Source organism: Mycobacterium sp. AT1 (assembly GCF_002043095.1).
GTDB lineage: Bacteria > Actinomycetota > Actinomycetes > Mycobacteriales > Mycobacteriaceae > Mycobacterium.
The window spans coordinates 1-21263 of record NZ_MVOC01000074.1 but is presented as its reverse complement, the minus strand read 5'-3'; the positions used below and the strand labels follow the sequence as shown (position 1 = coordinate 21263).

Annotated in this window: 17 protein-coding genes and 4 pseudogenes; 7 read left to right on the top strand and 14 right to left on the bottom strand. The window is 62.6% G+C overall.

All coding sequences use genetic code 11. The features are described 5' to 3' along the window. The first annotated feature begins 439 nt into the window (after window positions 1-439). Together B1790_RS29995 and B1790_RS29990 are read left to right on the top strand one after the other, a co-directional pair. Entirely contained in the window at window positions 440-1255 is an 816-nt protein-coding gene (locus B1790_RS29995; protein WP_233165384.1) for a sterol desaturase family protein, read from the top strand. 1337 nt (window positions 1256-2592) lie between these two features. Then, window positions 2593-2998: pseudogene (locus B1790_RS29990) on the top strand (IS21 family transposase); the annotation flags it as partial. A 24-nt stretch (window positions 2999-3022) separates the two neighbouring features. Here the strand turns inward: B1790_RS29990 and B1790_RS35490 are convergent. The 8 genes and pseudogenes from B1790_RS35490 to B1790_RS29950 form a co-directional block, all read right to left on the bottom strand. After that, window positions 3023-3882 (bottom strand): annotated as a pseudogene (locus tag B1790_RS35490) (IS3 family transposase); the annotation flags it as partial. An 818-nt stretch (window positions 3883-4700) separates the two neighbouring features. Continuing rightward, window positions 4701-5489, bottom strand: coding sequence for a CbtA family protein (locus B1790_RS29980; protein WP_079926928.1), 789 nt, complete (start codon window positions 5487-5489; stop codon window positions 4701-4703). Window positions 5490-5511: 22 nt separating this feature from the next. Next, entirely contained in the window at window positions 5512-5727 is a 216-nt protein-coding gene (locus B1790_RS29975) for a CbtB-domain containing protein (protein ID WP_079926927.1), read from the bottom strand. A gap of 49 nt (window positions 5728-5776) precedes the next feature. After that, window positions 5777-7504, bottom strand: a complete 1728-nt coding sequence (locus B1790_RS29970; RefSeq protein ID WP_079926926.1) for a tubulin-like doman-containing protein — start codon at window positions 7502-7504, stop codon at window positions 5777-5779. A gap of 16 nt (window positions 7505-7520) precedes the next feature. Next, window positions 7521-7832, bottom strand: coding sequence for a hypothetical protein (locus B1790_RS29965; RefSeq protein ID WP_079926925.1), 312 nt, complete (start codon window positions 7830-7832; stop codon window positions 7521-7523). After that, window positions 7832-9361, bottom strand: a complete 1530-nt coding sequence (locus tag B1790_RS29960) for a tubulin-like doman-containing protein (RefSeq protein WP_079926924.1) — start codon at window positions 9359-9361, stop codon at window positions 7832-7834. Before B1790_RS29960 ends, B1790_RS29965 begins: the two co-directional genes overlap by 1 nt. Before the next feature lie 77 nt (window positions 9362-9438). Next, complete coding sequence (locus B1790_RS29955; RefSeq protein ID WP_079926923.1) at window positions 9439-10416, bottom strand: AAA family ATPase; 978 nt, start codon at window positions 10414-10416, stop codon at window positions 9439-9441. Between the two features lie 37 nt (window positions 10417-10453). After that, complete coding sequence (locus B1790_RS29950) at window positions 10454-11491, bottom strand: aliphatic amidase (protein WP_079926922.1); 1038 nt, start codon at window positions 11489-11491, stop codon at window positions 10454-10456. Between the two features lie 381 nt (window positions 11492-11872). On the opposite strand from B1790_RS29950, the gene B1790_RS29945 reads away from it, so the two are divergent. Next, window positions 11873-12301, top strand: a complete 429-nt coding sequence (locus tag B1790_RS29945) for a MarR family winged helix-turn-helix transcriptional regulator (protein ID WP_079926921.1) — start codon at window positions 11873-11875, stop codon at window positions 12299-12301. A 344-nt stretch (window positions 12302-12645) separates the two neighbouring features. Continuing rightward, window positions 12646-13146: a hypothetical protein gene (locus tag B1790_RS29940; RefSeq protein ID WP_079926920.1), complete on the top strand. Its 501-nt coding sequence runs from the start codon at window positions 12646-12648 to the stop codon at window positions 13144-13146. Here B1790_RS29940 and B1790_RS29935 read toward each other — a convergent pair. Beyond that, complete coding sequence (locus tag B1790_RS29935; protein WP_233165383.1) at window positions 13143-14165, bottom strand: substrate-binding domain-containing protein; 1023 nt, start codon at window positions 14163-14165, stop codon at window positions 13143-13145. The two genes, B1790_RS29940 and B1790_RS29935, sit on opposite strands and share 4 nt — an antisense overlap. 249 nt (window positions 14166-14414) lie before the next feature. Between B1790_RS29935 and B1790_RS29930 the strand changes: the two genes are divergently transcribed. After that, window positions 14415-14777: a hypothetical protein gene (locus B1790_RS29930; protein WP_079926919.1), complete on the top strand. Its 363-nt coding sequence runs from the start codon at window positions 14415-14417 to the stop codon at window positions 14775-14777. A 359-nt stretch (window positions 14778-15136) separates the two neighbouring features. Here B1790_RS29930 and B1790_RS35485 read toward each other — a convergent pair. After that, window positions 15137-15559: pseudogene (locus B1790_RS35485) on the bottom strand (IS3 family transposase); the annotation flags it as partial. A 172-nt stretch (window positions 15560-15731) separates the two neighbouring features. Between B1790_RS35485 and B1790_RS29925 the strand changes: the two are divergent. Further along, window positions 15732-16004, top strand: coding sequence for a hypothetical protein (locus tag B1790_RS29925; RefSeq protein WP_142271576.1), 273 nt, complete (start codon window positions 15732-15734; stop codon window positions 16002-16004). On the opposite strand, the pseudogene B1790_RS35955 reads toward B1790_RS29925, so the two are convergent. From B1790_RS35955 to B1790_RS29915, 3 genes and pseudogenes are all read right to left on the bottom strand, one after another. After that, window positions 15988-16547, bottom strand: a pseudogene (locus B1790_RS35955) (ATP-binding protein); the annotation flags it as partial. The gene B1790_RS29925 and the pseudogene B1790_RS35955 sit on opposite strands and share 17 nt — an antisense overlap. A 149-nt stretch (window positions 16548-16696) precedes the next feature. Continuing rightward, on the bottom strand, window positions 16697-16885 hold the full coding sequence (locus tag B1790_RS35950) for a hypothetical protein (RefSeq protein WP_198952157.1): 189 nt from the start codon (window positions 16883-16885) through the stop codon (window positions 16697-16699). A gap of 592 nt (window positions 16886-17477) precedes the next feature. After that, window positions 17478-18476: an ABC transporter permease gene (locus tag B1790_RS29915; protein ID WP_158083895.1), complete on the bottom strand. Its 999-nt coding sequence runs from the start codon at window positions 18474-18476 to the stop codon at window positions 17478-17480. A 463-nt stretch (window positions 18477-18939) separates the two neighbouring features. On the opposite strand from B1790_RS29915, the gene B1790_RS29910 reads away from it, so the two are divergent. Beyond that, window positions 18940-19560, top strand: a complete 621-nt coding sequence (locus B1790_RS29910; RefSeq protein ID WP_079926916.1) for a hypothetical protein — start codon at window positions 18940-18942, stop codon at window positions 19558-19560. Between the two features lie 147 nt (window positions 19561-19707). Here the strand turns inward: B1790_RS29910 and B1790_RS29905 are convergent, their stop codons facing one another. Then, on the bottom strand, window positions 19708-21174 hold the full coding sequence (locus B1790_RS29905; protein ID WP_079926915.1) for an aldehyde dehydrogenase: 1467 nt from the start codon (window positions 21172-21174) through the stop codon (window positions 19708-19710). Window positions 21175-21263 lie beyond the last annotated feature (89 nt).

Here is a 21263-nt window from a genome sequence, read left to right as displayed (position 1 = left end):
GGATCACGCAGTAACTTCGTGACGAACCAGAGGCGTTCGTCTCAGACGCGATGAGAGCCCGCGCGTCCAACGGCATGCGTCGTGCTGTGGTCGAGGGACGCCGAAACCGGTTGATCGTCGTTGGTAGTACCCGCAAGGGGGAGCTACCCGCTGTGCAGGGCAGGTGGTCGTGGCTTCTGACGAACGCGTTACGTCCTCCGCACACTCGCCAGCCACTGTGAGGTCACCCCAGCACTTTGGGTCAGCGCCGCAATGCAGCAGCTCGACGGCAACCAATTAGGCTGACCAGATGCGTCGCCTGCTGGGCGGCCGGTGGGGATCCGGCCGGGCCTTGATCCGAAGGGCGGGGCGAGGCTCGACGACGATGGGCGACTAGACGATGAATCTCATAGATCAACTGTGGAACCACATGCAGAATCCGATACTCTACGCTCTCCCCATGTTCGGCGTGGTCATCGCCATCGAAGCCGCGGCGCTGAGCCGCGAGAGCCGACCATCCGCTGGGTACGTCAAGAACGACACGCGCGCGAGCATTCACATCGGTGCTGTCTCGCTGGCGTTCCTGTTGTTCTTCAAAGTGGTCACACTCTTGCTGTTTTCCTTCGTGTGGGCTGAGTGGGCACCGTGGCACCTACCCACCGATTCCTGGCTGACCTGGCTGGTCCTGTTCGTCGCGGTGGACCTGGCTTGGTACTGCAATCACCGGTTCTCGCATCGAGTGCGGATCGGGTGGGCCGGGCACAAAGCGCATCATTCCAGTGAGACCTTCAACTTCAGCACCGCCGTGAGGCTGAAGTGGAACCCGTGGACGGAAGCCATCTTTTGGCTTCCGCTGCCGCTGTTGGGTTTTGCGCCGTGGACGATCTACGTTGCCTACGGCTTCAACATGATCTATCAATTCTTCTTGCACACCGAACTCGTGGGCACCCTCGCGCGGCCCGTTGAGTTCGTATTCAACACTCCAGCCCACCACCGCATCCATCACAGTCGCCGACCCGAGCACCTAGACAAGAACTACGGCGGCATTCTTATCGTCTGGGACCGCATATTCGGAACGCTCGTCGATGGGAACTGCTATCCCGAATATGGGCTCTACGAAAAGACCGCGTCCGAAGGCGGGATCCTCCAACTCCAGTATGGCGAGTATGGGCGCATCCTGACCGATGTGCGCCACGCCCACACCTGGCGCCACAGACTGGCTCACGTCTTCGCCCCACCAGGATGGCGACCCGAGGCGCCGCTCACCTCTCGGTGACTGCCTCCAATCGTCTGACAACGACGCCTGCGACGATACGGACAGAGGTACCGCCGGGGTTGAGGCCGTACCGCTAGGTTTGCCTACCTTGCTTGCACGCGCCGAGATGGCCGCATCCATGTAGATCGACGCGCTCGTCGAACAACGAACCCGTGAATCGCTCCGCCAAGTGTCCGATCTCCAACTTGAGCAAGCACCGCTGAGGCCTCCACGACGGTCCTGCACCTGGGCGGGATGGCGGCTCGGGCCGGCGTCATGGGAAGGGGCATCTGTACAACGTCGACGATGGCGGGGAGCGCGAGCACGGTCGCGGTCAGCACATGGGCGTGCTGTGGCCACCTCGCTGTTCTGCAAGTCAGTCCATCCCACCGCGGCGGCCACCGACAGCACGGCTGCGGCCGTGACCGAGCAGCTGGGGTGAGGTCAGCGCCGGGGATCAGTCCGACGAGGTGCGGCACGATCAGAACACTGTGCGGTCTTGTGCGCGCGGTGGGTTAGTCCTTGATACCGCTTAGCCCTGGGCGTCTTCTGCCGTCGGACGGAACGCCGGGGGCGGGTGGGGCGGATCCGCGCCTTGGCGTTAAGCGACCTGCGATAGCGACAACCGAAGTGAAATGGGTCTCCATCACCAACCGCGTCGGGGTTCAATGGTCAGGTTCCTGTTGGAGGCGCTGAACCTCAGCGCCTCCAACAATTCCCTGACAGCTCGCTTTCCGGAACATCATTGCGGTCCGGCGACCACACAGCTCGTCTACGCTCGTAGCTAGAGGGCGATTCCCCCAGTGGCCCTCCGATGTCGACTTGGCCCTGCCGCCCCACCCCCCCGGGATCGGCGGGGCCAAGTCTCATCCCGAAGTCTCGGTTCTGCTAGGCGACTAGCAGCAGCTGGATCCCGGTCCCGATCGGGCCCGCAATGCCCACCGCGACCTCGGTGCCCAACAGATGCGCCTCAGGCTCTCCGGTTGATCTCTTTCCGTTGCGCAGTGATCTCTATCATCCATCGTTGGTGCACCGTCGAACCCCACCGCCACACGCGGAACCTGTGCACCCTCGGTGACGACCGGCAGATCGACGCAAAGACCCACACTCGTTGCGAATCCTTGCCAAGCTGTCTCGTGTCAAGAAAGCGAAGACGCCTCAGTTCTGGCCTCACGTGCGACCGCGTGGCGCGTTCGATGAGCAAGTCGGTCAGAGTGCCTCGCCAACTTCGACGAGGCGGTGTTCGGGGACCCGATCGGTGTCGGCGACGCCTGAAAGATAACCCCTCCGTGTCGACGTCTGAATTTTGACCCCCTGCGACTGATCCTCGGCCTACCGCACCGAGGGAGATTGAAGGGGTGTTATCCGTGGAGGACTGGGCTGAGATCCGCAGGCTGCATCGTGCGGAGGGGCTGCCGATCAAGGCGATCGTGCGGGTGCTGGGCATTTCGAGAACACGGTTCGGGCGGCGATCGCCTCGGGCGCGCCGCCAAAGTACGAACGCACCCCGGCGGGGTCGATCGTCGACGAGGTCGAGCCACGCATTCGCGAACTGCTGCAGAGCTATCCGCGGATGCCGGCGACGGTGATCGCCGAGCGGATCGGCTGGGACCGCGGGTTGACGGTGTTCAAAGAACGGGTCGCCGAGTTGCGCCCGGTGTATCTGCCGCCGGATCCGGCAGGCCGAACGACGTATGTGGCCGGGAGATCGCCCAGTGCGATCTGTGGTTCCCGCCGATCGAGCTGCAGGTGGGGTTTGGGCAGGTACCTCGCCCGGCGCTGCTTGAATCACCGGAGGTTTCGTGCCGCTTCCATTGTGGGCTGTTCCTCGGGTTTGAGGGCAGCGTAGTGATATGGTCTCGAACTCTCTGGGTGGGAGCAGTCCGATACTGGAATGCAGCCTGCTGTTGTTGCACCAGTCGACCCAGGCCGCGGTCGCGAACTCGGCGTCAGCGACGGTCTTGTAGGGTCCGGCGTGGAAGATCGTGGTGCGGATGCACTCGGTCTTGTAGAGACCATTCGCTGACTCGATCAACGCGTCATCGTAGGCATCGCCGACCGATCCGATCGACGCCGCGACGTGTTCCAGTGAGAGCCGCTCAGTCAGCCGAATCGACGTGTATTGCGACCCTGCGTCCGAATGATGAATCAGCTCACCATATTTCACCGGGTAGCCGTCGTGGTCGCGTTGCCACAACGCCATCCGCAGCGGCGTGGTGACCAGGCTGACCTCCTTGCTCGTCGAGGCATGCCAGGCCACGATTCGCCGCGAGAACACGTCGACGATGAACACCACGTACACCCGCCCACGTTCGGACATAGGTGAAGTCAGTTACCCACACCCGGTTGGGTTCATCGGCGTGGAACTGCCGATTCAGCAAATCGCCGGCACGGATCCCGTCCGCAGACGGGATCGTTTTGCGGACTCCCGTCGAACGTCGAATACCGTTTAGCCTCAACGCCTTCACTGCACGACCCACCGCCCCGTAGGACACACCGGGCATCGTGGTGCGATCCAGATACGCCCGCACCTTCACCCGCCCGTAGAGCCCTACTGTGATCATCCGCCGCCGGCCGTGGTGATCGATGCGCCAGGCAACGTCCCTGACCGCGTCAACGGTCAGGGCGTCGGTGACGGTGCGGTTGGCGGGCGGCGACTGCGCCAGTGTCGGTTCTCCACGATGATGGCGGAAGCCGACACCTCCAGCTGCAGGTTTGCACGATTCTCATCGAAGTGGGGGATCCGGTTTTCTCAACTCGGTGGCGGATCCTAGAACAGCACAGTGGTGCTGATTTAAGACGCATGCCGGTCGCTCGGCGGTGAGGCGTCGACCACCGAGTCGCCCGCGACAGTGGCGACCGTACCTGGAGTGGAACAGTCGCGCGACGAAAGAAGCTGCAGAGCAACGTGTCTCACTTGCCGCAGTGATGAATAATAGCCCTTATCCATGAGTTTTGGGGCAGCCTCGGACAGTCACCGAGTGCAGATGACGGATGACGCCTAGTGTCACCTCAATGCCCGGTCGTCGCCCTAATCAGGTGGGCTCTTTGTGTTGCCCCGGCGTGTCGAATGGCTAACCGTTTCGTGCCCAACCCCTTGTACGACGTTGCTTCTGGAGGCGCGCTTTCACTGCCGCGATGCGGGGCGAGGTTTGCCGACGCACAGCGTGGCACCATGCTGCAGCGTGACGTCTCCGAGATCCAGGACCTCGTAGTCGACCGGTAGTTCATTGGCGTGACCGACGTGCGGCGAAATAGTTACCACGGCTGTCTCATCGGCAGGGTGCCCCCCTTAGCTCTCAGTAGCCTTATGCCGCACGCTGTTTAAGGCGATCGAACTATTCGGGTGTCATTCGGCCTATCCGGCGACGTGGCGGCCATGCGGGCGTAGTGACGCTTCGAGCGGGCAGTGGATCCGCGTGCCGCCATCTTCGGCGGTTGTGCGATGGCGGCACGCGGCGAATCCTCAGGCTGGGACGTGTAGCCGCCTTGGCTGTTGGCTGTCCAAGATGCGGCCGACGAGACTGGCGAAGACCAGTCCGATCGTCGTCCACATCACCACCTGCGTGCCCAGGCTCAGCAAGCGGAACTGGTAGAGATCATCTGCTGGGAATCCCTGGTAGAGGATGACACCCGCGTCGTCACGCAGCGGACCTGGTGTCTCATCAATGCTGGGCAGGATCAGCATCACAATCCCTGCAGCGACGATGTAAGCACCCGCGGCCGCGAGGGTAGCGTTCCAGCTGCCCAGCCGTGGTGCGAGTCGTCGTCCCAGGTAGACAGCAGCCACCATCAGCGTGCAGGACAGCACGACCATGAGCAGGTAGAGCATCGTCCGTTGCTGGATGGTCTCGGCCAGGCTGGTCGCCGGCGGGTTGGGCGGGTACTTCAAAGCCGGGACGACCCAGAGCGATACCAACATCGCCGCAGCGAGCAACACCGACGTCGTGCGGGCCGAAAGGCTACCTGCTCGGCCGTAGAGGACTCTGAAGCCCACGGCGAACAGGGCGCCCATCGCCAGTGCGTAGCCCAGTACGCCAAAGCTCATTCCCACGTTGGCCTGCACGGCACGGGTGAACAGTTCCACGCCGTGTTCGTGGCCGCCGTGAACCGCTTCGTGAACCTCGCCAAGGCCGTCCTCGTAACCGATGGCACGGGTGATCACCGGTTCGATGAAAACCCGCGCGAAGGCAATAGCCGCCGCCCCGCCCAGGGCGCCGGCGAGTAGCCCGCGCCCGATGATGTGTCGTTCCATGTGTCCGGTCTCCGTATCAGGTTCAGTGGCAGGGGAATCCGAGGAGATGACGTCCATCGTGGACGAACTCGTGGATGTGGGTGTCGTTGCCGAACAGTGACGTCGCACCCTGATCCAGGCCGATGAAGTAGAGCGCCATCAACGCCAAGAATGCTGTCAACGACAGCCACAGGACGGCGCTGAGCGCGGACAGGTTGACGGCGGGAACCGCTTTTGCGGACAGGTGGGGACTGGTCATCTTGGGTGTCCTTTCCGGACGTTTTGACGTGCCCTGATCACGGAGTTGATCAGGGGGTGGGGACGACGATGTCGATCGGGACGACGGTGTTGATCGGTGCAGTCATCACGAAGTTGGTGTATTCGACTGCGGTGGCGGGTAAATCAGCACCGGCCAAGGTGGCGGTGGTGATCCCGGTGTTCCATCCGACAGAGCCCGGCAGGGCTTTGCCCGTCATGCCTTCGAACTGGTCGGAGGGTTCGGAAAGCACGATCCCCAGTTCCAGCAGCCAGGAGCTGGCGGCGACCTTCTCGATGTCGGGGATGGCGTTGTAGAGATCGCGTGCCTCGGCGAACGCGGTCAGGTCTGCCTTGGCGACTCCGGGCACGATTATGTTGGTGTAGAGCGTCAGCTCGTCGAAGAACTCGCCCTTGGACGTGAACAGGAATCCGTCCTCGCCGGGGAGCAGGTACCGCGACAGCACCTCTTCAAGCTTTGCCTGTAGGGACGGGTTCCACTTGTTGCGGGCCGAGAAGGTATGCGCCTCCAGATATTCGGTCTTGAATCCTTCTCGAATGCCCATCCAACGCGGGATGTACTCCACCCAATCTTGAATGGTCCTGCGCCACTTGCTCATCGGCTCGCCAGGCAAAACTTCTACGCCGGGATGCATCAGTTTGGCGATGTTGAACACGGTGAAATTGTGCGCGCCGAAGCTGATCCGCTCATGGGGTGCACCGGTGAACCCTCCGGGCCGCAGGACGCGGAAGATCTCTCGTCCATAATCCGCGACGATGTAGCGGGCCAGCGAGTCGTCGACGAACTTGTTGGTGACGTGCATCGCCTGCTGATGGCGAACCTCGGGAAGGACCCCCTTCTTGATCGTGGTGTAGCGGTGCAGGCGTTGCCACGACTGCTCTTGAGGCACGGCCATGAACCCACCGGTGAACGGGTTCTTGTACATGTCCCCCCAAATGGAAGTGATGTGGTCGTTCTTCACCTCGTCGAGCATGCAGTCCAGCTCGTTGAGCGTGGTGTACACCGAGGCCCCGCGCTGATAGCCCGGATCCCCGCTGCACGGCAGGAAACCGATACCAACGACCGGCACCCGCCGTCCCAGCGCACCCGTGGACAAGTGCCGGGCCAGATCGACGACCATTCCACTGCCGGTGCCGCCGCCGATGCCGAAGGCGACGAAAACCAGGCAGGGCAGGCCAGTGTCGTCGATGCTGTCGGCGAAGTCCCGCAGTTCCTGGTAGAGCGGGCGGTCCCCGTCGTAGTAAGCGCGACCATAGATCGCTTTGGCCAGTGACCGGGAGACGTGTTCGTCTGCTGAGGGCACTTCCAGTTGCCCGACGTAGTTCTTCTTGCTGGTGGGCATTGTGTCGGTGCCCAACCAGGAGGTGAAGGCCGGCTGGTCGGCGTGCTGCCAGTCGAACCGCGGAAATTCCTTGCCGAGGAACTGCGGAAAGCGTCCCATGCTCTCGGCGAGTTCGTCGGCGGTGGGGATCTCCAGGCTGACCGTGCGGATTTGGGCGCGTTCAGTCGGGATGCCGCGATCGGTCAGACGCGAGTAGAAGGAGTCGGCGTACTGCTCCATCTGGCGCATGTCGCCGTCACCAATGTCGATGGCGAGTGCGGTGAAGCGGGCCCGGGGGTCTTCGAGCATGTCCTCGATCTCCCCGGTGCGCAGGAACGCATCGATGAGCTGCGCACCGGCCTTGCCGAGGCCGACGACGTTGATGCAGTGCGGCGCTTGCTTGCCCGAGGAGCTGTGGTATAGCGAGAGTTCAGCCATGGTAGTGCCCTTCTTTCTAAACGAGGTAACCGAGGTCCTTGAGGACTGTGGCAGCGACTGTGGGTCGCTCGTCGGCGATGACAGTGCGGTACTGGTCGATGAATTCGGTCGCCACTTTGGACATCGAGCCAGCGGCGACCATCCCGACGGCCTTCTCCAAGTTGACGCGCTGCAAGGAGGCACTCCACAGTCGGTGCTTGACGTAGATGCGTTCGTCGTCGGCTCCGCTCACGGTGATCTTGGCCCCGCCCGGCAACGTGTCGACGTCGGCGCCGTCGTGGTACTTGGCCACGGCCGCAGGCCAATCCAACGTCGTGGGGGTGCTCATCACACCGACACGATCTCGACGACGTCACCACGGATGGCGGCATGGGGGACGACCACCCAGCAGGCGCAACCCAGGAGGCATTCGCCACCGACACCCTCGAAGCGGGTGGACGGCTCACACAGCAGCACGCCCAGATCCAGCAGCCAGGAGTGGCGCATCAGCTTGGATTCCCAATCCATCGCGTCATAGCCTTCGCGGGCCGGGAGGAACAGGCTCAAGCCCAGCTTGCTCAGCCGTGGAATGAACGCCGTGACCGCGGGGACTCCGGAGGCGGGGAAGCTGAGCACATTGGGTCCCACCGTGGGCGACACCGTCGCGGCGAGGTCTCCGAAGGCGCCATCAGCGGTGGCCTGATCGGTGCCGAAGAGCCGAATCTCGGCGAACTCCGGTTCCGCAGTGGCACTGAGCTCCGTGGTGATCAGCGGTTCGCCAGGCTTGGCGCCGACGCAGAGCAGGTTGATCCACCTGTCGGTTTGATCTCCGCGGGTGGCCGGGTGCCAAGCGTTGGCGGGAACGTTCATCCAATTCAGCCCCTTGATCGACTCATAGAGGTGAGTGCCGCCGTCGCGCAGGAGGAAGTCGGCGATGCCGGTGTCGATCGCTGCGTGCGCCGCGTCGAGGCTGCCCTCGGCCTGGACGGCCGCATCCTGCGGCACGGCGAAAAAGCCTGCAGTGAACGGATTTTTGTACAAATCGCCCCAGACCGCCATCACGCCCTTGTTCTTGTCCGCATCGACCATGCAGTCCAATTCGTTGAGCGCGATGAAGGCCCGGCCGTCGTTGAGTTCGTCGGCATCGGAGGTCGAAGGCAGCACACCCAGGCCCAGCACCAGCGCCCGGCGTCCCAGCCGAATGTTGGACAGGTGCCGGGCCAGTTCGACGACGATGCCGCTGCCGGTGCCGCCGACGATGGAGAAGGCGATAATCACCAGCGGCGTCTCGGTGCTGGCCATCACTTTGTCGGCGAAACCATCCAAGGCGGTCGCGACGGGGCCTCCGGTGTAGTAGTCCACGCCGTAGAGGCCCTTGGACACGGAGCGTGGGAAGTGCTCGCCGGCGGCCGGAATCTCCAAGTCATTGGGCAGCCATGGCTCGTAGTTGGGGTTCCAGTAGTAGCGCGGGTACTCGGTCTTGAGGAACTCCCGGTAGCGGCGAAGTCCGGAGAACAACGTTGCGTTGTCCAGGGCGGGGATGTCGGCCGTGTCGACGGTGACCGCGTCCGGTGTGGCCTCGCCGGCCTTGCGGACAGGGGCCAGTTCGGCGTCGCCGATGTCGATCGCCAGAGCGTTGACGGGCACCGTCTCGCCGCTGCCCGGGTATGCCTCCAGGATCGCTTGGACGATGTTGGCGCCGGTTTTCCCGATTCCCAGGACGTGCAGGGAGAACGGCCCTTCGTGGTCACCGATGCGGTGCACCCCGTCGGAGATGAGCGCCTCGATGCGGGCGGTGTCGGTGGTCAATCCTGCGCTCTCGCTGTCGCAGGGAGCGTGACTGTGGTCGTGTCCGTGGTCGTGTCCATTGGCAGACATGGTGTTCCTCTCGGGTCTTCGTTGTCATGAGGTGATGCGGATCCCGCCGTCGACGGAATGCTCTGGTAGACGCGTGCTCAGGCGCACACGGAGTTTCGGGTCTTCGCCTCCTTTGCCGAGACTTCCTCGCTGCGACGGCACACGAGGGCGCCACCCGCCGTGAGATCCACGGCGATCGCCTGAGGCCGTGGTGCGTCAGAGGCCTTGCTGGTCGCCGAGGCCAGGGGGCCCAGGAGCTTGGTCCGTACCGTCCGGTGCAGTGCGCGTGCACCGAACTCGCGGTCGAAGCCGGTGTCGACCAGGGCATGACGCGCCTCGCCCGACACCGTCAGGTCGATGCCGCGACGGGCCAATGCCGCGGCGACGCGGCCGATCTCGATGTCGATGATCTCGGCCGCGACGGCTGGCGTCAGGGGGACGAATTCGATGACTTCGTCGATGCGGTTGAGGAACTCAGGCTCGAAGAAGCTTTTGACGGCCGCGGCCACCGGCGAACGCTGCGTACGCCACCGCGGCCGCCAACGTCGGTTGGCCTGCTCGAGCAGTGCACGGCTGCCCAAGTTCGACGTCATGAAGACGTGGCAGTTGCGGAAATCGATGCTGCCGGTTCCGGCACTGAGTCGCAGCATCCCGCTGTCGAGCAGGCCCAGCAATGCCCGCAACACCACCGGGTGAGCCTTCTCGACCTCGTCGAACAGCACGATCCCGGCTTGCATCGGATTGCCGTCGATCCGGTCGCGATCGAACAAGGAGTGCCCCTCCTTGCTGCCTGCATAGCCCGGCGGCGCACCGGAGAAGGACGCCGCGTAATGCTCTTGAGCTAGTGCACTCATGTCGATGCGACAGAAGTCATCGGGGCGGCCGCGCAGTGTGGACGCGACCGCCTGCACCATGGAGGTCTTGCCAACACCAGTGGGCCCGGTTAACAACAGCACCGACAGCGGCCGCTCCGGCGGGGTGAGGCCCGCCGATGCGATGGATAGCGTCCGCGCCACCGCGGCGACAGCGTGGGATTGACCCCGAACCCGTTGGCCCAGAGCATCTTCGATGCTCATGGCCGAGCAGAATGGACCGCAACACGTTGAGGGACCCTCACGCCTCGGTCACCATCTCATAGGGCAGCTGACCGACCGGGCACTCGGCGACTCCGATGGTGTCCCGCGTAAACGATTCGACGTTCTCCTGGGCCTTTTGGGCATCGTTGACCCACAGCTTGTAGAAGTCGAAGGGGCAGTCGGCAATCCCCTTGTCGCCGTCCCCGGCCGCCAGCACGCCGGTGTAGCCGCGGTGCAATAGCTTGAACAGGTGATTTTGCGATTGCCCGGTCTTGCGGGCGTCGCGGATCGCCGAGACCGACAGCTGGGCGTACTGGATTCCGTACTCCTCGGCGCCGGTCTCTCCGAGGGTGCGGCCGTCGAAGCCGATGATGGAGGAATGCCCGAAGTAGGTGTAGACGCCGTCGAATCCGGCAGCGTTGGCCACCGCGACGTAGCAGTTGTTGGACCATGCCATGGCCTTGGCCATGAGAACGGTCTGCTCGGCGGCGGGGTACATGTAGCCCTGGCCGCGGACGACGAGTTCGGCACCTTTCATGGCCACGTCACGCCAGATCTCGGGGTAGTTCCCGTCGTCGCAGACGATCAGAGAGACCTTCATCCCCTTGGGGCCGGTGCTGACATAGGTGTCCGAGCCGGGATACCAGGGTTCGATCGGGGTCCACGGCATCACCTTGCGGTACTTCTGCACGATCTCGCCCTGATCGTTCATCAGGATGAGGGTGTTGTACGGTGGCTTGTTCGGGTGGTCTTCGTGCTGTTCCCCAGTCAGGGAGAACACTCCCCACGTCTTGGCTTCGCGGCAAGCCTTGGCGAAGATCTGCGTTTCTTCGCCGGGCACCGCTGAGGCCGTCGCGTACATCTCGGCCTCGTCATACATGATTCCCTGCGTCGAGTACTCCGGGAACACAATCAGGTCCATCCCCGGTAGGCCCTGCTTGATCCCGACGACCATCTCGGCGATTCGTGTCGCGTTCTGCAGGACCTCCGCCTTGGTGTGTAGCCGCGGCATCTTGTAGTTCACCACGGCGACACCGACGGTGTCCGGACTGGAGGAAATGTCTCCATGCCACATGCCAATCAACCCACTCTCTTCAACTAGAAGGACTGCACGCGCTGGTTCTCTTGGGCTTGAACAGCTGTTATCGAACTCAATCCATTCAGCGTGAGCCGAAAACTTCCCATTTCATTTATTTCTATTTGGGAGTACAGGTAGATTTTCAGTATCAGGAGTCAGTACTGTGTCACTTGTGTTAAGTGTGCGTAACCCGCGTGGTGGACCGGCGCTCGCCTCAGCCGGGGACGGGATCGATACGGCTCCCCAGATGCCGCAGGCAGTACGCGGAGGGTGTCGGCGCGCTCGACCGGACGCGAAGCCAACCCATGTTAGATTGTGCTTCGTGCCTGCCGTGACTCGTCCCGACAAGGCGATTCCCTTTGTGCGGAGCAGAACTCGATGACCCAGTCTGAAGGCCTCCTGCTTCTGCTCGCGCGGTTCGAACACGAACTGGCCGCCGCGATTCGGCCGACGCTGGACAGTGTTGGCATCTCCTTAGAGCACTTCCGCCTGATTCAGACCCTGAGCCTCACCGAATACATGGCGATGAGCGCGTTGGCGGAACAGTCTGCGGTCACCGTCAGCTCCTCGACACGACATATCGATCATCTTGTCGGCTTGGGATTGGTTCTGCGGCAACCCGATCCCTTCGATCGTCGTAAGGTCGTGGTTGCACTGACCCGGCGAGGCCGCGCCATTGCCGAAAAGTGCGCGACGGCCGAACGACGCATCCAGACAACTGTCGTCGAATCTTCGGGGAGCGCTGCACAACTCGCACACCTCACTGCAGGGCTCGCGCAGACCGCCCCGCGGGATCGCCAGCGCTAATCATCAACCGGCACAGTTGAAGTGGGCAGAGCATGTGCGGTGGTCGTGCACACGCGAATATTCAGACGGACACCCGCCGTTAATTCGGCACAACGGTGACGATGTTGGCACGGCACTGCCCACGGCCGGTGTGCGAGTGCGGGGGGTATCCCGGTCGCCGCACCCCACGGTCGCCAGCATGTGCATATTCCTCTTGAATGAGAGCCTCCCATCTGGTAGTTATTTCCTAGCGGCCGCATAGGGGTGCGCGGCGGGAAGCGCGTTCCGTGCCGGTGTCCGCTGTCTCAACTCCTGTAGCGCTCAGCCCGGGGGGTATCGACTACGAAGGGGGTTGTGATTCACAGATGGTCACCGGGACGCAGAAGCAACTGGACGCTGACTACCAAGAATGGCTCCAGCGCCTGCAGGACACCTGCGACGCGGTCCGATACACCTATGGTTGCCGTGACGGTGGCGATCCAGATTTCGCCGAGATGCTTGGCGTCCATGTCATCCTGCAGATGCTCGGCAAACCCAACGTGTTTCGCTACCACGGTATGCCGTTCTCGGCGCGAATTGGCAACCTGGCCGGCCCTTTCCTCAACCGGGAATCCGATCGCAGCGAGTTGACGCTGGCGGTGTCGTGGACCGCCGTCAAGACCTACCTGGAAGCATGCCCCGAGCATCTTAAGGCTGCTGTTGTGTGCAGCTTCATTCACGGCGATTCGATAGAAGCGATGTCTGAGCGGCTGCGTTGGAGCGTGGACAAGTCGACACGTCTGCGCGCCGAGGCTGCTGCATACCTTGGTCGCGCCGGCATTCCCGCCGATGGGTCGGCGCTGCGGGCGTCACCCATCGCCGATTAACCTAGCGTCGGGGACGGCAAGCGACAGATGACGTCGAAGTCGTAGCCGCTGGCCGCGGCGAGGTACACGTCTTGCCGAATTTGATTGCTACTCAACGTGATATCACCCCGGGGCGATTCGTACGCGAGTTGGTGGTCGGACCTGGGTCGGCGTAAGACCTCCCTGAGGAGGAGCAGAGCTTCGTAGCACGATTCGCCGATGCTGTTGAGCCGCGGAACCGCAAAACCACTGCCGAAGCGTGCGTGATAGGAATCTGCGAAGTCCAGCGCCGCGGTCGTCATAAGACTGTCGAAGTAGCCTGCACTGACGAACATGCCCTCGTTACCGTCGGGTTCGGCAGCCAGCAAGACATTCTCATCCACAATGGGGCTGAATCGCGCCACCTCGCTGTGCAACCCTGACCGGCGAAAGGCACGGTTGAAGGCGACGGCATCCTGTCCGACCAACAACATCAGGACGCCATCTGGCGGTTCGGCCGCAACGAGTTCAACGATCGCCGAGTAGTCCTGCGTGCATAGCGGAGCGTAATGCTCGCTCTGGATCGTGAGTCCTTGCTCGCGAGCCAATGAACGGACGTAGCGTGCGGTAGTGGTGGGCCAGATGTAGTCGTTACCAACGATCATCCAGCGGTGCAGCCCCAACTCATTGCGGAGCCAGCCAAGCGCGGGTCCGATCTGCATCGCCGGGTCTTCCCCGGCATAGAGGATGTCCGGGTTGATCGCTCCCCCCTCGTGCAGCGCGGCATAGACGTAGGGAACGCGGCCCCGAACGGTTTCGGCGATCGCTGCTCGGACTGCCGAGATGTGCCATCCTGAGACGGCATCGATTGCATTGTGGCGGACGAGCCGGCCTACCTCGGCGGCTACCCGGTCGGGCTCACTATGGCCGCCGTCGATAGGAAACAGCTCCACTTCTCGACCACGAATCCCGCCCTCTCGGTTAATCTTCTCCACCGCGAGCTCAGCACACGTCTCGCACGACGGACCATAGATCCCCGCGGTGCCGCTGCGCGGATACACGTACCCCACCATGAAGGGCCCCACACCGCGTCCCTTGGGTCGGGGTGTGGAAAATGTGGGCTTTGCCATCGCCAGCCTGCTTCCGTGCGATAACATTTTTTGTCGGCTCGACGTTGAGCATCATATGGTGTGGTGCATGCATCCGCCTGCCTGCGCTTCAATATCATCCCATCTGGGAGTAACCTGACCATCCCAGCTCGCCTCAGCGCTCGACGAGCGCGTTACCCAGATATAACTGGACGAGCATCGATGGATCCACCCGCGGGCCTGGCACGCGCGCTGGTCCAGCACCACTTTGGCGACGCCACCGCCATGAGCTCTCAGGGCTACGCCGCTTACATCCAAGAGCGCCCCGACGCCAAGATCTACTTCAGACGCGACCAACTTGGCGCGCTGCTTGTCGAATACGTCTTCGACGGGAACCTGCCGGTGCGCTACGAGTACTCCCCTATCGACCCGCTCGCAGCCCTGAACTGGCCCAACTCTCTGAGCGGCGAGCGGGAGTCGAGGGCCGCTCCGGAAGGGTTTCTAACCGCGTGGAGCTGGCGGTGGGAGGACACTGGTGCGTTCCGCGAAGGTCGGCACTGTCGCTACCAATCTCACGTCTACTGAGTGCCACGAACACGCTGTCGCGTGCCTGTATCGCTTTCAGATCGCCGAGGCACAGCTCGGCGAGAATCGCAGAATTGGCGTTTGCGCAACGAGTGACCGTGTCTGATCCCGATGCTTGCACTCAATTCCTTCTCCACTCGCCAACAACCATCTCGGCGGCAGCAGCCAGGCGGGACGGGCGGCGTGAAGGCTTCGGCGTCGTTCATTGGTGCTAGCGACGGTGGCAGGACGGGTCTAAACGGCGGCGCCCGACGAAAAACTACGCTGGCTCAGCTAACGGCTTTCACAAGTTGACGGCACAAATGTCCAGCAGATGCCATTCCTGTGAGAAACATGTCATCTACTTTGAGAACTTTCAGCCGCCAGGCCCGGTAGGTGCGTGCGGCGATCTGGCAGCCCTGTTCGCGCAGAACTCGGCAGATCGACTCGACCGCAGCACCTGCCGACCGCATCTGATCGATGAATGCGATGATCATCGGTTGCGGGGGCCGAGTCCCCCGCGAAGAAAGTCGTCGCCGCCTTCAGGATCGCGACATCCCTACGCAGTTGCCGATTCTCGGCCCTGAGCTTCTTGATCTCCGCTGATTCCTCCGAGGTGACACCCGGAGGGGCGCCGCCGTCGATCTGCGCCTGCAGCGCCCACCGGCGGACGGTTTCGTTGCCCACCCCACCTGCTGGGCGATGGCCTCGGCCGCCGCGGTCAACGACGAATACTCCCCGCCATGGTTCTCCAGAAGTCGCAACGCCCGCTCACGGACCTCCGGCGCGATCTTCTTCGGCATGACGGTCATCGTTCCTAACTCAGAAGGAATCGGCACAAAACCCGGGGTGATTCAGGTGCCGTGGTCCATGTTCCGCGACGGTGGCCACTCCCTGGTCTCTGTACTGCAGTGCCCTATTGCGGGATTCTCACAGGGGGCGGTGAAGGCGTGGCCTCTGCCTTTATCTGGTTGATTGTTCCAGACCGATGTCGGAGAGTGGTTCATGCGGCTTTGTTCGACGGTGATCATCGACCTCGAGTTGCGGGTGCTGGTCGCCTACCGCGCCGCCGACGGCGTGTACGGAGAAGTTCCCCCGATGAGTGTCTTCGACGAGTTGCTCGATCAGCGGTTACACCTGATGGCCTTCGCTCGCGCTTCGATGCACGACGGGGCCGCGCAGCGACTACGTGTAGGAGATTCCGACGAACCCGTCGCCCCACCCTCACGAGTTACTCCCGGCGACTAAAGCCGGGATCTGGCTCGCTCTTGATTGTCTCTGTGCCAGGTAGTACGACCGCGCACCTGTGAGGAAGTTCCCAGCCCTCGGCTAGGTGTTGGCTCTGGTGGCGCGGGCGAGGCGGGTAGGACTGGGTGCCGGTTTCGATTGTGTTGTCGGCGAAGTCAATCGGTCGACGATCGCTGCGCAGAGCCGCGGATCGGTAAAGGTCTTCGTCCAGCCCGAGAACGACTCATTGCTGGCGATCGCCCCGCTGCCAGTTTCCTCCCGTTCGATGAGGTCCTGAAATCGCATCTCTGGGCCACGGCGGTCGAGTCGCCCGTAGCCCAGCTCGTCGGTACAGAGCAAATCCACCCCACCGGAGCGGACGATGGTGTTGGCCAGTTGGCGTTCGTCGGCCGCTTCGACGACTTCGTTGACCAGTTTGGTGGCCAATCTGTGACGGACCCGGAAGCCGTCTTGGGCGGCGACGGTACCCAATCCGATGAGTAGGTGGGTCTGCCCGGTACCTCTATCACCGATCAAACACAGCGGTTCACCATTCTTGATCCATTCGTTGCGAACCAGGTGATCGGCGCCGCACCGTCCGTCGCGTTGGGGCCGCAGGTTTTCCCGCGAACAGTCGTCGCACTCGGCGAGCAGAGAGTAGCTGGCCGACTTCGACTTCGACTTCGACTTCGACTTCGACGCCAACCCTGCGATCAACGCTGCCACCATTTCAGTCGGCCCAGGAAGCCGCGGTAGGTCAGCTGCTCGCGTTCGGCTGCGTTGGCGATCTCGGTGAAACGGGATCGGATGGTGGGAAGCCGCACGGAGCGGCACGCTTGATCGACTGTGGCGGCGGCCTGCTCGGTCATCGCCCGCCTGCGGCGGGTGGTCGGACCGGGCATACACCTCCGACCCCTCAGCACGTCGGCCGCCCGCGCAGGTAGCCCGCGGCCGCGGCGCCGCCCGCATGCTGCACGACGCCGGGACCCGCATCACAGCCGTCTCGGATCAGTACCCGCCCTGACGGGGATCCGCACCCGGTGTTTCGTCACGTGACGAGCAACGTCGTCGACAATTGCTTGTGGACCCAAAGTTGCTCAGGAGCAACGCATCTCTCAAATGGGGTGCGAGCCGCCGGCCGCCGATGTTGCCCTTGGCGCGCATTACGGGCCAGGTCAGCGGAGGACCAGCGCAGCCGCGCATTCACAGGGGGTTCGAGGCCTTCGTAGTTCAGGCCGTGCGAGTCGTCGCGCAACCCGTACCCCTGTAGGGGTAATGGTCTTCACGCAGGTGTTTCCAGTGTTCAGAAGATGACTGCAGCCTTCCCCACCGACGCAATCTACGTACGCGTTCGTCGCCCCACGCGGCGCCCTCAGCATCGGTGATTGGGTAGCCGACACATGCCGGGTCCTGAACTACACAATCCTTGGCGGGGGCCTGCCCGCGCTACTCTCGTCTCTAGGTGGGTGCGGCTCCGTCCCAGACCGCCGCGCGTCAACGAGCAAGGATGGCGGACTGATCAGTCGTCAACTGCGTTGGTCCGCTACGCCGGGGCGGAGCTGAGTTTCGCAAACCGTTCCATCCTCGTCGCCCCAGGCGCAGGAGCGTCTCCGCCGCGATTGCGCAGATGAGCACAACGCCTTGAACCATAAGCCGCACACCGGGACTGAGGTTCTGGATCGCAAGAGCTTGATCGAGCACCTGCAGAACGATGCATGCCGCCATCAGTGAGGACACGCTGACCGGCCCCCCGGAGAACAGCGCGCCTGCCATGGCTACGGCAGTCACCGTGGATAGCATGTAGGGCGTCCCCAGGTCTGCGTTGGGTACGCGGACGAATCCGGCGAGCAATGAGCCCGCTATGGCGTAAAGGAAACCGGCGGCCGCGAACGTCGACAGCGACAGCCGATGGATTCTCACCCCTAGGAATCGTGCAGCCTGACGATTGGCTCCGGTGGCCACCAGCCGTCGGCCGGCTCGAGTGCGCCCAATGAACCCCGCCAGGAACATCGAAAGAACCACCGCGATGACGAGAATCGCGCTTACGTTGTGAACGTAGGCGGTGCCAACGCTTCTAAGCCATGACGGAGCTTGTCCATCTGTTGAGAACGTCTGCCCCATCCACAGCAGCAGCGATGCCGACACGACCGTGTTGACCGCCAAGGTAACAATCAAAGAGTTGAGTCGACTGACGGTGATGAGCACACCATTCAACACGCTGATACCCATACACAGCACCACTGCGAGGATGAAGCCGGCCCCCGCCCCCAGCGAGGCGAGGTAGTGCACGTTTACAGCAGCGCTAAGCGTGATCAACGACGCTACCGAGAGGTCGATTGAACCCAGCATCACCAAGAGCAGCTGACCCAGACTCGCCAGCAGGAGCACACCCACGATGGCGGTGATCAATCTGATCGAAGGTCCAGCGAATGCAGCGGGCTGCAGCCATGCGACACCTGAGACCACCAAGGCCATCGCAATCCAGCTGACCATGAACCTACTGGGAAACCTATACTTCACATCGACCCACGGACGAGCCCGAGGCACCGCCGCAGCCATTGTCTCCAGAATCGTCATCGCTCGCCCCCCAAGACCGTGTGCAGTATTATGGTTGCCGTCCGCCATTTAGAACGTGGTGAGGAGCCTAACAGCTGGCCGCGGCACGTGTCTACGACGACGCCTGAGTCGAAATTCCCACGGCCCCAGCACAAGTGAGAGGTATGCGCCCCCAGAGGCATCTGGGCGTAGCCGCGCGCCGGGCTCCTTCGAGGCGTCAAGCAGATGCCATTCCATGCCCCGGAGCCAGCGTGGACGTGCCTGCCCGAGCGCCTCGGGTAGGTCATAATTCTGGATGGGCGCCTACTAAATTGGACGGCTAGGTGCGGCGCCAGAGTCCTGCGTCGGCCACGCGGGCACGGTATTCAAGAATGTTCGATCACAACAAAGGATCACAGAGATGCGCGAAGTCAACGCGTTGTTGTTGACCATGAAGAATCCGGACGGCATTAGAGACACGGAGTTCAGCGCTTGGTTGGCCAAAGAGCACTTTCCCGAGCGGTTGCGGATTCCCGGCTTTCGGTCGGCTCTTCGATTCGAGAGTAGGACGTCTCCACTGCCGGCGCTGTGCGTCTACGACGTCGACGACATCTCAGTGCTGCAAAGTGCGGCGTATCAGGCTATTTCGGGTCAAAACAACTCGCCATGGACCTGCCGGATCAATGCTGGCGCTAGCGCTCGCTGGCGTTTCGTAGGCGAACGCAGCGATGCGATACCCCACTGCTTACCCACAGGTGGGAATGGAACGGTCAGCGAGGTTTTGATAGCTCGCTGGCGGGGGGTACGGCAGCGAAACGACGAAACCGTTGCAAACGCTGCTCTTTCCGCGGCGGCGACGTTTCAACACGTGACCCAGGTCAGAATGTTCGTGGGCGAGAACGAGAGTGGTTTCGACTACGTTGCCGTCCTCGAAGCGAGTAGGCCCTTTCCACACGAAATCGCGGATCCTCGTCGTTTCGACGCCGATGCCGCCGAATGCGATTTCGCGCACACCTTTGCCCCGCTTCAGCCGTCGGCTTGACCGAATAGCGCCGCGCTGCAGCGGCGTTCGTACTTGACGACCAAGCCCGCCGGACCGCTCCTTTCGCGGCCGTGTCCCCACCATTCCTCGGTCGGACGTCGTCTCCGATGGCGCAGGGCCATCAACCGTCTCATGGATGCGATCAGCCTATGTGAAGGAATCCGCCATCGACTGCGAAAGACCGACGGATTTGAACTCGGTATAGGCCCCGAGTCCCTCGACGCCCTGCTCCCGGCCCAGACCGCTGCACTTGAATCCACCAATGGGAGCGCTGATTCCGACGGGGTGTCCATTGAGCTCCACGGCTCCGGTGCGAATACGGCGGGCGATCGACAATCCCCGATCGACGTCGGCAGTGAAGACGGAGCCGTTGAGCCCGTACTCGGAGTCATTGGCCAGCTCGACCGCACCGTCCTCGTCGTCGTAGGTAAGCACGCTCACTACGGGGCCGAAGATCTCTTCTCGCGCGATTTTCATGGTCGGCGCTACATTGGCGAATATCGTAGGCTCGACGTACCACCCCGTGTCGAAGCCGTGCGGCCGTCCACCCCCTGTGATGAGTTTGGCGCCTTCGATGCGTCCGCTTTCGATGTATCCCTCGACTCGGTCACGTTGACGCGCTGTCACTAGCGGTCCCATTTCGGTCGACGGATCCATCGGATCACCCACTGTGTAGGACTGCGCCATCGCGGTAAGCCGTTCGACCATCTCGCATTCTCGAGCCTTCGAGACGATCACACGCGTCTTGTTACTACAAATTTGACCCGAGTTCCGGAACGACACGATTCGCAACGACTCAATGGTCGCATCGAGATCGGCGTCATCGAGGACGATGGCAGCTGATTTACCACCCAATTCCAAGGTCACCCGACGGAGATCGTGACCGCACAGCGCCGCAATCCGCCGTCCTGCGACCGTCGAACCAGTGAACGTCACTTTGTCCACTCCGGGATGGGTGACGAGGTATTCGCTCACGTCTCTGTCCGCCGGCACGATGTTCACCGCTCCGTCCGGGAGCCCTGCCTCCTGCAACATCTCGCCCAACAAGTAGGAGTCCAAGGGTGTTTCCGGGGACGGCTTCAACACCACGGTGCAACCCGCCAGCAAGGCCGGAACGATCTTCTGCATCGCGACCAGTTGTGGAGCGTTCCACGGAATGATGGCCGCCACGACGCCGACCGGCTCTCGTAGGACGAGGGCGTTTCCGTTCTTCGACCGTTGCAGCCTGCTGAACGGGAAGTGGCGCGCGACGTCAACGTAGTTGTCGATGCTGAACCGCGGCGCCTGGGACTGCAGAGTCCTCGACAGACTGATCGGGCAGCCCATCTCGGCGGTGACCAGACCGGCAAGCAAGTCCTCATTCTGGCCGAACAGGGTGCTGAGCCGCTGCAACACCGAAATACGTTCCTCCAAGGACGCACGCGGCCAGGGCCCCGAGTCGAATGCTTGCCGTGCTGAAGCCACGGCAAGGTCCATGTCGGACGTGGATCCTGCGGGCACACGCGCGATTACCCGCTCTGTGGCTGGGGACACGACCTCGAGGGACTCGCTGGAGTCGGGATCAACCCAGTCACCGCCGACGAAGATCTTCGAATAGTTTCCTTGCCAAACCATGATCTTCTCCTGGGTGGGCTGGGGCTATGGGTGGCCGGCGCGGTCTAGTTCAGGACGATTCTGAGACGCCCGGGTGGATCGGCGGCTTG